General features: G+C 52.2%; 13 protein-coding genes. 2 read left to right on the forward strand and 11 right to left on the reverse strand.

Annotated elements, in window-relative coordinates:
• Positions 1-184 precede the first annotated feature (184 nt).
• Positions 185-1,612 carry a dihydrolipoyl dehydrogenase gene (gene lpdA, locus RB620_RS16510; protein ID WP_308096099.1) on the reverse strand — a complete coding sequence of 476 codons (1,428 nt, stop codon included), beginning with the start codon at positions 1,610-1,612 and terminating at the stop codon, positions 185-187.
• Positions 1,613-1,781: 169 nt separating this feature from the next.
• Here lpdA and RB620_RS16515 point away from each other — a divergent pair, with 169 nt between their 5' ends.
• Together RB620_RS16515 and RB620_RS16520 are read left to right on the forward strand one after the other, a co-directional pair.
• Positions 1,782-2,075: a DUF2627 domain-containing protein gene (locus tag RB620_RS16515; RefSeq protein WP_308096100.1), complete on the forward strand. Its 294-nt coding sequence runs from the start codon at positions 1,782-1,784 to the stop codon at positions 2,073-2,075.
• A 132-nt stretch (positions 2,076-2,207) separates the two neighbouring features.
• Positions 2,208-2,378: a hypothetical protein gene (locus tag RB620_RS16520; RefSeq protein ID WP_308096101.1), complete on the forward strand. Its 171-nt coding sequence runs from the start codon at positions 2,208-2,210 to the stop codon at positions 2,376-2,378.
• A 138-nt stretch (positions 2,379-2,516) separates the two neighbouring features.
• On the opposite strand, the gene spo0A is transcribed toward RB620_RS16520, so the two are convergent.
• The 10 genes from spo0A to xseA all read right to left on the reverse strand — a co-directional run bounded on the left by spo0A (position 2,517) and on the right by xseA (position 13,320).
• Positions 2,517-3,332 carry a sporulation transcription factor Spo0A gene (spo0A, locus tag RB620_RS16525; RefSeq protein WP_308096103.1) on the reverse strand — a complete coding sequence of 272 codons (816 nt, stop codon included), beginning with the start codon at positions 3,330-3,332 and terminating at the stop codon, positions 2,517-2,519.
• 259 nt (positions 3,333-3,591) lie between these two features.
• Positions 3,592-4,920 (reverse strand): SpoIVB peptidase, encoded by a 1,329-nt coding sequence (gene spoIVB / locus RB620_RS16530; protein ID WP_308096104.1) that lies wholly within the window; start codon positions 4,918-4,920, stop codon positions 3,592-3,594.
• A gap of 123 nt (positions 4,921-5,043) precedes the next feature.
• Entirely contained in the window at positions 5,044-6,756 is a 1,713-nt protein-coding gene (gene recN, locus RB620_RS16535) for a DNA repair protein RecN (RefSeq protein WP_308096105.1), read from the reverse strand.
• Positions 6,757-6,816: 60 nt separating this feature from the next.
• Positions 6,817-7,269 carry a transcriptional regulator AhrC/ArgR gene (ahrC, locus tag RB620_RS16540; RefSeq protein ID WP_308096107.1) on the reverse strand — a complete coding sequence of 151 codons (453 nt, stop codon included), beginning with the start codon at positions 7,267-7,269 and terminating at the stop codon, positions 6,817-6,819.
• 24 nt (positions 7,270-7,293) lie between these two features.
• The gene (locus RB620_RS16545; RefSeq protein ID WP_308096109.1) at positions 7,294-7,758 is read right to left on the reverse strand and encodes a hypothetical protein; all 465 of its coding nucleotides are present in this window, start codon (positions 7,756-7,758) and stop codon (positions 7,294-7,296) included.
• Between the two features lie 163 nt (positions 7,759-7,921).
• Positions 7,922-8,758 carry a TlyA family RNA methyltransferase gene (locus tag RB620_RS16550; RefSeq protein WP_308096111.1) on the reverse strand — a complete coding sequence of 279 codons (837 nt, stop codon included), beginning with the start codon at positions 8,756-8,758 and terminating at the stop codon, positions 7,922-7,924.
• 16 nt (positions 8,759-8,774) lie between these two features.
• The gene (gene dxs / locus RB620_RS16555) at positions 8,775-10,673 is read right to left on the reverse strand and encodes a 1-deoxy-D-xylulose-5-phosphate synthase (protein ID WP_308096113.1); all 1,899 of its coding nucleotides are present in this window, start codon (positions 10,671-10,673) and stop codon (positions 8,775-8,777) included.
• Between the two features lie 114 nt (positions 10,674-10,787).
• Positions 10,788-11,708: a polyprenyl synthetase family protein gene (locus RB620_RS16560; RefSeq protein ID WP_374121417.1), complete on the reverse strand. Its 921-nt coding sequence runs from the start codon at positions 11,706-11,708 to the stop codon at positions 10,788-10,790.
• Positions 11,709-11,710: 2 nt separating this feature from the next.
• A complete protein-coding gene (xseB, locus tag RB620_RS16565) occupies positions 11,711-11,965 on the reverse strand; it encodes an exodeoxyribonuclease VII small subunit (protein WP_308096115.1) in 255 nt (84 codons plus the stop codon).
• Between the two features lie 5 nt (positions 11,966-11,970).
• Positions 11,971-13,320 (reverse strand): exodeoxyribonuclease VII large subunit, encoded by a 1,350-nt coding sequence (gene xseA, locus RB620_RS16570; RefSeq protein ID WP_308096117.1) that lies wholly within the window; start codon positions 13,318-13,320, stop codon positions 11,971-11,973.
• Positions 13,321-13,323: the final 3 nt, after the last annotated feature.

The following is a 13,323-nucleotide window of genomic DNA, read 5'->3' on the forward strand; positions in this document are numbered from 1 at the left end:
ACAGTGCTTATATTTCTCGGAATGTAACGCGCTGCGCCGCCAAATGATGGCGTCAGCCGTTTCACCTTGCCAACTCTTAAAACCTGGTACTAAGACCTCACTATACCCATTATAACCTCTTTTGCGGCAAAAGGAAATCCACCCTTTGGCGTTCCAGAACCTTGCCGGCAGCGAAGTTCATTCGTTAGAAGGCAATCGCTTTGCCGTCGACCGCAAGCATCGCTTCGCCGAGCGCTTCCGACAGCGTGGGATGAGGATGAATCATCGCTCCGACTTCCCAAGGCGTCGCGTTCAGCCAACCGGCAAGCGCCGCTTCGGAGATTAGATCCGTCGCATGCGGTCCGATGAGATGTACGCCCAGAATATCGCCCGATTTGCGGTCCGCGATCACTTTCGCGAAACCTTCCGCATCTCCCAACACGATCGCTTTGCCGATGGCTTGGAACGGAATTTTGCCTACTTTGATGTCGTAGCCCTTTGTCCTCGCTCCATCCTCCGTATAGCCAAACGATGCGACTTCGGGACTGGAATAAATGCATTTCGGGATAAGCAGATGATCGACCGCGGCTGGCTTGGCGCCGCTCAAGTGATCGACCGCGATTAGACCTTCATGCGCAGCCGCATGCGCGAGCTGAACGCCTCCGATCACGTCGCCGATCGCATAAATATGCGGTTCGGTCGTCTGTCCGAATTCATTTGTTGCGATAAAGCCGTTGCTCGTGCGAATATCGGTATTTTCAAGACCAATGCCCTCGACATTGCCTTCTCTGCCCACGCAAACGAGCAGCTTGTCCGAGACAAGGACAACATCGCCGTCGGGTGTAGCACCTTTGATGGAAACTCCGCTCTCCTGGATCGCGAACGTATCCGTTTGCAGCTGAACGCTCGTTAGAATACGTACACCCCTGCGTCCCAAACTTCTCGCGAGCGCTGCCGACACCTCGGTGTCCTCACCAGGCAGCAATCTTGCTCCGGCTTCGACGAGCGTCACCTGAACGCCGAAATCCTGCAGCATCGAAGCCCATTCCACGCCAATGACGCCGCCGCCGACAATGATGATCGACTGAGGAAGATTGTCCATTTCCAGCGCGTCGTCGCTGGACAATATATGTATGCCATCGCGCTCCAGCCCGGGAAGCATGCGCGGTCTTGATCCCGTTGCGATAATCAAGTTCGTCGATACGACCGATTCCATTTCACCGTCTTCCAACTCAACGGCAAGCGAACCGCTTTTCGGCGAGAAAATGGAAGGCCCAATGACGCGTCCTTTTCCGTGAATGACCGTAATGCCGTGTTTCTTCATTAAGCTTTGCAGCCCGCGGTACAGTTGATCGACGGTGTCGGCTTTTCTGGCTTGAACCTTCCCGAAGTCAAGCGAAACCGACTCTGGCGCAACCGTTACCCCATAATTTTGGCTGCTTAATATCGTTCTATATACTTCAGCGCTTCGTAACATCGATTTACTCGGTATGCAACCTTTATGCAAGCAGGTTCCGCCGATCTTGTCCCTCTCGATCAAAGCAACTTTTTTGCCTGTCTGCGCTGCCCGAATAGCAGCCGTGTATCCGCCGGGCCCGCCGCCGAGCACGGCTACATCCACTTGAATTGCCATTGTTGTTGTCGCCTCCACATCATACTGCGATAATTGCCATTCTATTGTACCTTTTTTCAAGACTGTTTTCACTGTTTACGAAGAAATGGACACTTCATCGCGGACAAGTTATGATAAAAGGAATGAGAATTTCGATTGAACCAGCTTAGGATAAGGAGCTTTAACCGTTATGAGATTGCTTGCAGCCCGTTTTATCGCCATCTTGTTTTTAGTTATTCCCGGCGTTGTCGCATGTTTCGGATTTTTGAAAATGAAAGATGCCTTGTTCGTCTATTTCTCCGAGTTCGGCAACGATGCGATCACGCCGGATTTCGAATGGCTCACTTTTCTGCTTGGTTTCGTGATGTTTTTCGCCGGCGCCGGTTTTATCGGAGGCTGGATCTTCTTCCGCGACCGCAAGCGTAATTACGTAGCGCCTCGCTTCAAGCAGAAGCGTCCGCGTCCGCCTAAGCCTCAAGCTTAAGATTGGATATTTTTGTTTATGTTCCTATGACAATTCCGCGCAAACTTTACAAACAACCCCGCATCGCTTAATGCAGCGGTGATGTTGCACAAGTATGATGGATTCATCCCGGTAAGCTGGAGGTGAATCCAAATGACAACCATCGTCTATGACGTCTTCGTGGACGGCAAAGTGAAAGAAACGCTTCAACCGCGCGAGCAACGACTGCAGGATATCCGCTTGTTTATCAAGTCGGAGGCAGCCCGGCTCATCAGCTTGTACGGCAGCAACGTTTACTTAAACAGAAGAATCGTTTACAAATGAGGCATCGACCGATGGCCTTTTTTTGTTGCAACGATGTTGCGTTCCGACCATAGAAAAAAGAAGCGTATCCAAGGCTCCAGTAAGAGTCGAATCGCTTCTTCAATCCAATTGCGTTTATGCCCGGGTCGATAACTCGACTTAGCTCACCTTATGTTCGATGCGCAGCTTGTCCGCCACCATCGCGATAAATTCGGAGTTCGTCGGCTTCGATTTGCTGATGTTGATCGTATAGCCAAACAGATGTGAGATGCTGTCGATATTGCCGCGCGTCCAAGCGACTTCGATCGCATGGCGAATCGCGCGTTCGACGCGGGAAGGCGTCGTTTTGAACTTTTCGGCGATAGCCGGATACAACGTCTTCGTAATGGCGCCAAGAATTTCGATATTGTTGTACACCATCGTAATCGCTTCGCGCAAATATTGATAACCTTTAATATGCGCAGGCACGCCGATTTCGTGAATAATGCTCGTAATGTTCGCATCCAAGTTTTTGCCCTTGGCCAGAGGCACGACATTCGATTTTAATGTTGTCGTGGTGGAGCTGAAGCTGGAGGAAGCTGTATAAGACGAGGAGCTGCCCACCAGCTGGCGAATACGGTTCGCGAGAATATCCATATCGAACGGTTTGAGTATGTAGTAGGAAGCGCCAAGCTGTACCGCCTTTTGCGTAATGTTTTCTTGACCGAATGCGGTCAACATAATGATTTTGGGCATCGGAGACAAATTCATTTCTTTCAGCTTTTCAAGAACGCCCAGTCCATCGAGATGCGGCATAATAATGTCCAAAATAAGCACGTCAGGGACGCTACGGGTTTGCTCTAGATGCCTAATTACTTCTTCTCCGTTATAAGCCACGCCACTTACATGCATATCACTTTGTTCGGATATGTATTCCGATAACAGGTTAGTAAATTCTCTGTTGTCATCCGCTAACAAAACTTCGATCTTGTGCAAGGTAAGTATCCTCCCTTAAATGATATTTGCGGTATTTGCGGTATCGCTCATCGGTTGTCTAACTTAGATTTTCGACATGTCGCATGGAATTCCTTCTGTCGAAAATCTTTTTTCTTTATTTTTTTTCAACTATTCGATATAATAAATAATTTACTTCATAAATCCTACTTTTTCGTGTAAATTCGACATAAATAACGGCGCTATGGCGAAAAAAGTGAAACGCCTCCCGCGTCGCATACTGACGCTGAAGGCGTTTCGATTAAGCGGCTTCGTTCTGATTCGGAGGCGATTCCTTCTTCAGCACACCCGCATCCTGGAGCATCCACTCGATGAAGCAGCCATAACCAGAGGTTGGATCATTCACGAATACATGCGTTACAGCTCCAACCAGTTTGCCATCTTGAATGATCGGACTTCCGGACATGCCTTGGACGATTCCACCCGTTTTGTTAATCAATCGTTTATCCGTAATTTTGATGACCATTCCTTTGGTCGCGGGTCCGGATTGTTTGGATACGTGGACGATATTAATATCGAATCGTTCCACCTTCTGAGCGTTCACGACGGTTAGGATTTGAGCCGGCCCTTCCTTTACATCTTCCGCAAACGCAACAGGAAGCGATTTGCCGCTGAAGCTGTGCTCCGGCTCTTCATCCATCTTCCCGAAGATGCCGAACTGCGTATTCCGTTCAATACTGCCTAAGATCTTGCCTTCCTTAACGAAATGGGCTCGCTTCTCGCCAGGCTCGCCGGTTTGGCTCTTGTTAATGGAAGTAACGCTCGATTGAAGAATCTGACCTTCGCCGACCTCGATCGGCGTTTGCGTATCCATATCGGTAATGACATGTCCTAATGCGCCATATACGCCTTGATCCGGCGCATAGAAAGTAAGAGTACCTACACCCGCGGCCGAATCCCGAATATAGAGCCCGAGACGCCATGCTCTGTCGTCTGCGTCGAATATAGGTTTTAATTCCGTATCGTTCAGTTGCCCGCCGCGTTTGTAAGTAATTTGAAGAGGACGTTTGGTCATACCGTATTCCTCGCACATCTTTCCGATCCGATGGACTTCGTTCACTGGCGTGCCGTTGATGCGCGTAATGAGATCTCCAAGCTTTAATCCAGCCACTTCGCCAGGGGAATGTTTGGCGCCGCTGCCGTCCACGACCTGATGATGTCCAACGACGAGGACGCCTGCAGATCTTACTTTAACGCCGATGGTTTGTCCGCCGGGAATAACCCGAAGATCTGGAACGACGTTTACTTTGACCGTCTTGAAAGGAATTTTACCAAATAATTTCACCTGCATGTTCGTTTGGCCGCTATGGCTAGGTTGAAGGGATAGCGGCTTGCTTAAATTAACGGATAGGGAATGTTCGGAGGATCCGTTAACGTGTAACATGTGTGGATCTACGGTAACTTCCGCTTGCACGGGAACCCCGTATTGCAGACGTTTCAGCTGGCCGGAGAACAAACGAAGTTCATTCGGGAATGCAGCAAATTGTTGAAACGGCGTGGAGAACCCGATCATGCAAACGAAGAAAACGAGAACCAGGCCTAACGAACGTTTCCGCCTGTTGGAGTTCAATGTATTCACGCTCCCTGTCATTCCTTCGCATGACGAAAAAGGATTTATCGCCATTGGCGTACCTTTAAGTTACCCCGACCCCCATGTTTTATGTCCGCAAAAACATTCCCTGAAAGCCTTCCATTACGCTCCCTTCAGTCCATGAGCCAAATCAAGCATTTCTTGTGCGTGATGCCTTGTTTTTTCCGTAACTTCGACGCCGCCAAGCATGCGTGCCAGCTCGTTGATCCGTTTTTCATGAATGAGTTCTGTTACCGACGTTGCCGTTCTTCCGTTCGAGACGGCTTTCATAATTTCGTAATGATGATCGGCCATGCAAGCCACTTGCGGAAGATGCGTGATGGAGAATACTTGACATTTCTTCGACAAGGCGGACATTTTCTCCGCGATGGCTTGAGCAGCGCGCCCGCTTACGCCAGTATCCACTTCATCGAAAACAAGGACGGGAACCTGGTCAATCTCAGCGAAGATGCTCTTCATGGCAAGCATGATCCGCGACATTTCGCCGCCGGAAGCGATCTTGTTCAGCGGCTTGAGCGGTTCTCCAGGATTGGATGACAATAAGAATACCGCGTCATCGATCCCGTTCGCATGCAGCTTAGCAGACTTGCCGTTCCCATCTTGCTCCGCAGCGCCGTCCAGAGAGACTTGGAATTTGGCTGAAGGCATCAACAGCTGAGACAGCTGATTTTGTATGGCTTCGGATAACGTGACGGAAGCATGGCGGCGAAGACTCGACAAGTCTTCGGCAAGCGAATAAGCATGCCGATATGCCTCATCCTCTTGCTGGCGAAATCGCGTCAGCAACTCGTCCCGGTTCTCGATCTTGTCCCGTTCCTCCGTCGTTTTGTTCAGGTAGGTTAATATATCAGGTATCGTTTCCCCATATTTGCGTTTCAATCCGTGGATAAGATCTAAACGTTCTTCAACCTGTGCCAGCGATTCAGGGTCAGAGTCGATTCCATCTCTATAGTCGCGAAGCTGGAAAGCCGCGTCCTCTGCTTGATAGAACGCCGATTGCAGCTGTTCCAGCAACGGCTCGAGCTTGGCCTTGTCATAGCTCTGTATATCCGATAATTTGGAAATTGCTTTGCTGAACGCATCAAGCCCTTTGCTGCCATAGAGCAGCGAATAAGCTTCGGACACGGCATCCATTCGTTTCTCGGCGTACATTAGCTTTTTCCTCTGCTCCGTAAGCAGCTCATCCTCGCCCGGCTTAAGCGCTGCCGCCGATATCTCTTCGATTTGGAATCGGTACAAATCGAGCATCTGAACATTGTGTCGAGCCGAGTCCTCCAGCTCCTTCAATGAAGCTCGAATATCCGTTAGCTGTTGATAAGCGCGCTTGTATTGCTGCTTGCGTTCGATAAGCAAATCGCCGCCGAACATATCCAGCCATTCCAGATGTTGTTCCGTCCGAAGCAGCGATTGATGCTCATGTTGACCATGAATGTTGACGAGCGATTCGCCGATTTCCCTAAGCATCGTCATCGTCACCAATTGCCCATTCACGCGGCTGCTGCTCTTCCCTTGAGCGGACAGCTCCCTTCGAATGACCAGCATCTCTTCTTCCGAGAATTGTACGCCCAGACCGCGAAGAATGGCCCAGACGGGATGATGTTTGGGCATATCGAACGACGCTTCCATCTCCGCCCGATCACATCCGTAACGAACCATATCTGCCGAGCCGCGACCCCCAACGAGCAAACTAAGCGCATCGATTAAGATCGACTTCCCCGCGCCCGTTTCCCCGGTGAGCACATGGAATCCGTGATGAAATGAAATATGTACTTCTTCAATTACAGCTAAATTCCGAATCGACAGCTCTCGCAGCATGTTCGCATGCCTCCTTTAATCATTGAACGCCAGTAAATCATTCATTAAACAATTCCATCGTTAATTCAGCAATTCCAACAATCGTTCCGTCATGGTTGCGCTCTGTTCCTTCGTGCGGCAAATAATCAAAATCGTATCATCGCCGCAGATGGTGCCCATGACTTCGTTCCATTCCATATTGTCGATTAATCCGCCAATCGTGTTCGCCGTCCCAGGCAAACACTTCAGCACGACCAAATTATCCGTAAAGTCGATGCCCGTGAAATGATCCACGATCGATCGCTTCAGCTTATGGATTGGATTCTGCCGGTGCGCGTCTAATGGCAAAGAATATTTGTAACGGCCTTCTTCGATCGGAACTTTGACGAGCATAAGCTCCTTCATGTCGCGCGAGACGGTCGCCTGGGTTACCTGCAAACCCGATTCTCGCAGCGCCTCCACGAGCTCCTCCTGCGTTTCGATAATGCCGTTCGTTATGATTTCCCTAATCTTGAATTGCCTGATTCCTTTCATACAAAACCTCCGTGGTCACTTCTATTAATCGGACAAATGAAATACGACTTTGCGGATAGTGCCTTCCTTCGCGTCCACGTACAATATGCCAGAGCAATCGTGCAGCAGCAGAGCATATACGAGCAGCCTGTCCCTCACGCCGCTGGCGGTCCAATCCATTGGCTTACGGTCCCTTGCCGTCTTCACCACGTAGGTAAGCTCGTCCTTCGTAGCGACGTAGTCAATATACATGCGAGCGCCTGTTCCGAGCGGTGCCCCGTCGAGCTCGACTGGAATCGGAACGACATGTTTTGCCGACAGCACTTCGTAGCCCGAACGTTCCAGAAGCTGGACGTTCTCGTCTTGATCAGAAATCGCTCCGCCCTTGCCGAGCGTGATCCGGTTCATGTTGACCGGAGCATGCAGCCAGCGGTAGAAGGAGCGATAACTCCAAATCAAAAGCAGTGCACCCGCTAGCGCCATTATAAACCAATCGCCGTATTTATCCATAGCGTTTCACCTCATTCATCCAATGCGAATCACGGAAGCGAACGTTTGTTTGGTATCAGTTTATCAAATTGAGGGACATTCTGTAAAGAAAAAAGATGCCAATACAGTTCGACTGTTCGGCATCCTTCTTGGTTGCAATACTATGATTCAAAACGTAATCGCTTTACGGCTTCACTTTGAAAGTGCGGTTCGCCTCGGCCACAAGCTCGCTAATCCGGATATCGTCGACCGCAGCCGCATCGATGTCCCCCGGCATTCCCGTTAACCAGTAAGCAAGAAACTCGATATTGCCTTCCCCTCCGGTAATCGGCGAATACGTAAGCTCATGAAGCACGTAACCGGTTTCGGCGGCATAACCCAGCACCTGACGCAGCACTTCTGCATGTACGGACGGCTCCCTGACGACGCCGGACTTGCCGACCTTCTCCCTGCCGGCTTCGAATTGCGGCTTAATAAGCGCTACGACGCCGGAGCTTGCAGGCAACAAAGTCGCTAACGTCGGCAAGATGTGCTTCAGCGAGATAAACGATACGTCAATGCTCGCGAAATTCGGCATGGGTCCTTCGAGATGTTCCGGAAGCATGTAGCGGAAATTGGTCCGCTCCATGACATGGACTTGCGGATGCTGCCGGAGCGACCAGTCCAGCTGGTTGTAGCCGACATCAATCGCATAGACGTACGCGGCTCCGTTCTGCAAAGCGCAATCCGTAAAGCCCCCCGTCGAGGCTCCAATATCCAGCATCACCTTGCCCGACATATCGATGCCAAACGTCTTGATCGCTTTCTCCAGCTTAAGGCCGCCCCTGCTGACGTAAGGATGCAAAGCGCCCTTTACTTTAATGTCGGCCGACCTTGGCACCTTCATTCCGCTTTTGTCCACCGGTTCTTCGTCCACTAAGACCAAACCCGCCATTAATGCTTTTTTTGCTTTTTCCCTGCTGTCGAAATAACCTCGCTCCACTAACAGCACGTCTATTCGTTCTTTCGGTATTGTCGTCATAACTCTCCTTGATCCGTTACGCTTGGCCCGTAACACGTTTCATGCGTCTCGGATTCATGGCACGCAGCTCCGCGGCGACACGCTCGGCCGTCAAGCCGACTTCCTCGCGCTGCTGCTCGATCGATCCGTGCTCCACGAACAGATCCGGTACCCCGATGATGCGCACGGGTACGTCATGCAGACCTTTCCGCGAATAAAATTCGAGGACCGAGCTGCCAAACCCGCCCAGCTCGGAGCCCTCCTCAAGCACGATGACCCGCTTGCCTTGCTCGGCGATCGCGATCAGCATCTCTTCGTCCAGCGGCTTGATGAACCTGGCGTTCACGATCCCTACATGAACGCCTTCCCGTTTCATGAGATCCGCCGTTTCCTCTGCTACGCCGATCATGGGACCGATCGCCAGGATCACGCTGGCGTCTCCGTCGCGCAACGTTTCCCACACTCCGATCGGCAACGGCTCGGGATGAGCGTCAAGCTCTACGCCCGTGCCGTTGATTCGCGGATATCGCACCGCGATGGGACCTTCGTTGTAATCGACGGCCGTCTTCATCATTCGCCGGAGCTCGTTCTCGTCCTTCGGCATCATGATTACGAGATTAGGCACATGGCGCAGGAACGCGATATCGTAAACGCCTTGGTGAGTCTCGCCGTCCGGACCGACGAAGCCTGCGCGGTCGATCGCGAAAACGACGTTCAAGTTCTGCCGGCAAATATCATGCACGACCTGATCGTACGCGCGCTGCAGGAATGTCGAATACACCGCGAATACCGGCTTCAACCCTTCCATCGCGAGCGCGGCGGATAACGTGGCGGCATGCTGCTCCGCAATACCGACGTCGATCATTCGGCTCGGGAACCTCTCCGCGAAATCAAGCAGGCCGGATCCGCCCGGCATCGCCGGCGTAACGGCTACGATCCGCTCGTCTTCTTCCGCAAGCTGGATAAGCATATCGCCGAACACCTTCGTGTACATCGGAGGGCCGACAGCTTTGACCATCTGCCCGGATTCGATCTTGTATGGCGACGCGCCGTGCCACTTATGGGAATCCGCTTCGGCCGGGGAATATCCTTTGCCTTTGACAGTAAGAACATGCACCAGTACAGGTCCAGGCATCGAATCGGCTTGCTTCAAAATATCCAGAAGTCCGTTCAGATCATGGCCGTCCACCGGTCCGAGATACGTGAGCCCGAATTGCTCGAACAAGATCCCGCTAACGAGCAAATACTTCAAGCTGTCTTTAAATCTTTCGGCCGTTTTGGCAAGTTTGCCTCCAATGGCCGGAATTTTGTTAAGGAAATGCTGGAGTTCGTCCTTTGCCTTCTGATAATGGCGATCGGTGCGAATCCGTCCCAAATAATGGTGAAGAGCGCCTACGTTCGGTGCGATCGACATTTCGTTATCGTTCAGAATGACGATCATGTTCCGCTTCTCGTGTCCGATATGGTTCAGCGCCTCAAGCGCCATGCCGCCGGTTAAGGCACCGTCTCCGATTACCGCGACGACGCGGTTTCGTTCGCCCTTCAAGTCGCGGGCCAAAGCCATGCCCATCGCAGCAGATAAGGACGTACTGCTATGTCCGGCCTCCCAGACATCGTGTTCGCTCTCGGAGCGCTTGACGAAGCCGCATAATCCCTTGTACTTGCGTAGCGTATCGAATTGTCCCATGCGTCCGGTCAGAATCTTATGGACATAAGATTGATGACCGACGTCGAAGATGAATTTATCGTTAGGACTTTGAAATAAATAATGCATGGCGAGCGTCAATTCTACTACGCCCAAATTCGGGGCCAAATGACCGCCGGTAACGGACAGCTTCTGAATTAGGAACTGGCGAATATCGCCAGCAAGCTGTTCAAGCTGGGCTACCGACAATCCTTTCAAATCCTCTGGTCCGTTAATTTGATCAAGCAGCACATAATTTCCTCGCTTTCGATGACAGCTCGAACGCCGTCCGATGAACGTCTACATTTTACCTATTATAGCATAGTTGTCGAATGAACCCCAACAGACCAAAGTACAGTCGGCCTATCAATGGTCGCGATGCACTAAATAATCGGCAATCTGCAGCAATCTCTCGGGATTCGCCAGATCCGCTTCGATAATCGCGGACTTGGCTTGCTCCGTCAATCGGTTGACAAGCGCTTTGCTTTCGTCCAGTCCGATCAGGAACGGGTACGTGACTTTCTTCTGCTCGACGTCGCTGTTCGTCGGCTTGCCGAGCTTCTCCGCGTCGCCGATCAGATCCAAAATATCGTCCTGAATCTGGAAGGCTAGCCCGATATTGCGGCCGTATAGCTCAAGCAGCTCGAGCTGGCGGGGATTCGCTCCGCCGATCCTGCCGCCGGACTTCACGGAAAAGACGATTAGATCGCTTGTTTTGTGAAGATGGATATATTCAAGCTCGCCGATCGACGTAATCCCTTGTTCGCCCAGCATATCGGCCGCTTGACCTCCGACCATGCCCGAAGCGCCGGCAAGCACGGCCAAATCTTCCGCGATCGACAGCGCCGTCTCCGCGCTGATTCCATTCTTCGCCGCTTGGGCAACCAGCTGGAAAGCATGCGTGAGAAGCGCATCCCCGGCCAATATCGCCATCGCTTCGCCGAATACTTTGTGGTTCGTAGGCTTGCCGCGCCGGTAATCGTCGTTGTCCATGGCAGGCAGATCGTCATGGATCAGGGAATAAGTATGTATGTATTCAACCGCGCAAGCTACCGGCATGGCCGACGTCTTGTCCGCGGCCGATCCTCGTACGGCTTCTGCCGCCGTCAGAACGAGCGCCGGACGTATGCGCTTGCCGCCGGCGTCAAGCGAATAGTTCATCGCCTCGCGAAGCGTCCCGGGTACATCCCAATCATGCGGGAGGGATCCCGTCAGCGCCGTTTCCGTCTCGGCCGCGCAATGCAGCAGATATTCGCGGATCGTTATGGTAACATCCCTTGCGTCCAAGCTTATTCCCCTTTGTCCTCGCTTGCCGATGCAAACGTTTTTTTCTGGAAGCCTTGTTCCGTTTCGAGCAGCAGCTCGATCTTGTGCTCCACCTGCTCCAGCTTGCCGCCGCATAATTGCGACAGCCGCATGCCTTCCTGGAACAACTCGATTGCGGTCTCCAGCGGCACGTCGCCGTTCTCGAGACGCGCAACGATCGATTCCAGCCTATCCATGGCTTGCTCGAAGCTTACCTCTTCTTGTTTGGCCTCTTCCATCCTGCTCATTCTCCTCTCACCGAAATGACGCGGCAATCCATCGTACCGTCGGCCAGCTTAACGGATATTTCTTGTCCGACAGCCGTTTCGCGGACGGATTTGATCAACCGTATTCCTTCATTGTCGTAAACGAGGCCGTATCCTCTCGCCATCACCTTGAGCGGACTTAATGCATCCAGTTGGCGAATTCCGCTATGCAGCCTCTGCTTTTTGTCTTTCAGAACACCGGAAGCCGCTAGCTCCAGCTGCCTCGAGACCGTCTTTAACCGTTTGGCCGAAAATGCGATTCGTTCGCCGGGATGGTGCGCCGCGAGCCGCTTTTCCAGCTTTTCGTAACGAGAGCGTTCCCGTATTGCTGCATGCATCGTTCGCTGACGCAGCTGTTCCTGCAGCCGGTCGAGGCGCTGTGCCTGCTCAAGCAAATATTTGCGCGGATATCGGAAGAACGGAGATCTCCGAACCCGATCGAGCCGTTCGTTTTCCATCCGGAGCCTGCTTCGAGCGGAGCCGCTTAGTCGCTGCTTTAGCCGTTCCAAGCGCTGACTTAGCTCCGCAACATGGGGAACGGCCAATTCGGCGGCCGCGGTAGGCGTTGCCGCGCGCAGATCCGCAACGAAATCCGCGATGGTGAAGTCGGTTTCGTGGCCGACTGCGCTTATGACCGGAACGGACGAAGAGACGATCGCCCTCGCCACCGCTTCCTCGTTGAAAGCCCAAAGCTCTTCCAGCGATCCGCCGCCGCGACCTACGATTAATACGTCGCAGCCGCCAAAACGGTTCATCGCTTGAATGGCAGACACGATCGCCGGAGCTGCGCCCGCTCCTTGCACGAGCACCGGATACACGTAGACGGGGATTAGCGGGTATCTTCGCTGCAAGGTCGTTATAATATCCCTAACCGCTGCTCCCGTTGGCGAAGTAATGACGCCAATCGCTTTGGGGTAGGCAGGGAGCGGTCTTTTGCGGGCGGGAGAGAACAACCCTTCTCTCTCCAGCCTTTCCTTTAGTTGTTCGTACGCCAGATACAAACTGCCTATACCGTCCGGCTGCATCGCCATCACGTAAAATTGATAGGTGCCGTCTCTTTCGAATACCGAAATATTCCCACGTGCAAGCACTTTCGCGCCTTCCCGAGGGATGAAAGGAAGCCTCGCGTTATGCGAGGCGAACATGACGCATTTGAGCCTGCTGTCGGCATCCTTTAGCGTGAAATACATATGACCGCTTGAATGGTGGGTGAAATTCGAAATTTCCCCGCGCAGCCATACATCGCCAAGCACCGTGTCGCTTTCGAGCTTCATGCGAATATATTTGTTAAGTTCTTTGATGGAATAAATGCGCGGTTGAACCGTCATGCG

It is taken from the genome of Paenibacillus sp. LHD-117, assembly GCF_030929555.1.
Classification (GTDB): domain Bacteria; phylum Bacillota; class Bacilli; order Paenibacillales; family Paenibacillaceae; genus Pristimantibacillus.

Bases quoted from the DNA above. Each gene is read 5' to 3' on its own strand.
- RB620_RS16515 (WP_308096100.1), top strand. From the start codon at position 1,782: ATGAGATTGCTTGCAGCCCGTTTTATCGCCATCTTGTTTTTAGTTATT.
- xseA (WP_308096117.1), bottom strand. From the start codon at position 13,320: ATGACGGTTCAACCGCGCATTTATTCCATCAAAGAACTTAACAAATAT.
- RB620_RS16545 (WP_308096109.1), bottom strand. From the start codon at position 7,758: ATGGATAAATACGGCGATTGGTTTATAATGGCGCTAGCGGGTGCACTG.
- lpdA (WP_308096099.1), bottom strand. From the start codon at position 1,612: ATGGCAATTCAAGTGGATGTAGCCGTGCTCGGCGGCGGGCCCGGCGGA.
- recN (WP_308096105.1), bottom strand. From the start codon at position 6,756: ATGCTGCGAGAGCTGTCGATTCGGAATTTAGCTGTAATTGAAGAAGTA.
- xseB (WP_308096115.1), bottom strand. From the start codon at position 11,965: ATGGAAGAGGCCAAACAAGAAGAGGTAAGCTTCGAGCAAGCCATGGAT.
- ahrC (WP_308096107.1), bottom strand. From the start codon at position 7,269: ATGAAAGGAATCAGGCAATTCAAGATTAGGGAAATCATAACGAACGGC.
- RB620_RS16550 (WP_308096111.1), bottom strand. From the start codon at position 8,758: ATGACGACAATACCGAAAGAACGAATAGACGTGCTGTTAGTGGAGCGA.
- RB620_RS16520 (WP_308096101.1), top strand. From the start codon at position 2,208: ATGACAACCATCGTCTATGACGTCTTCGTGGACGGCAAAGTGAAAGAA.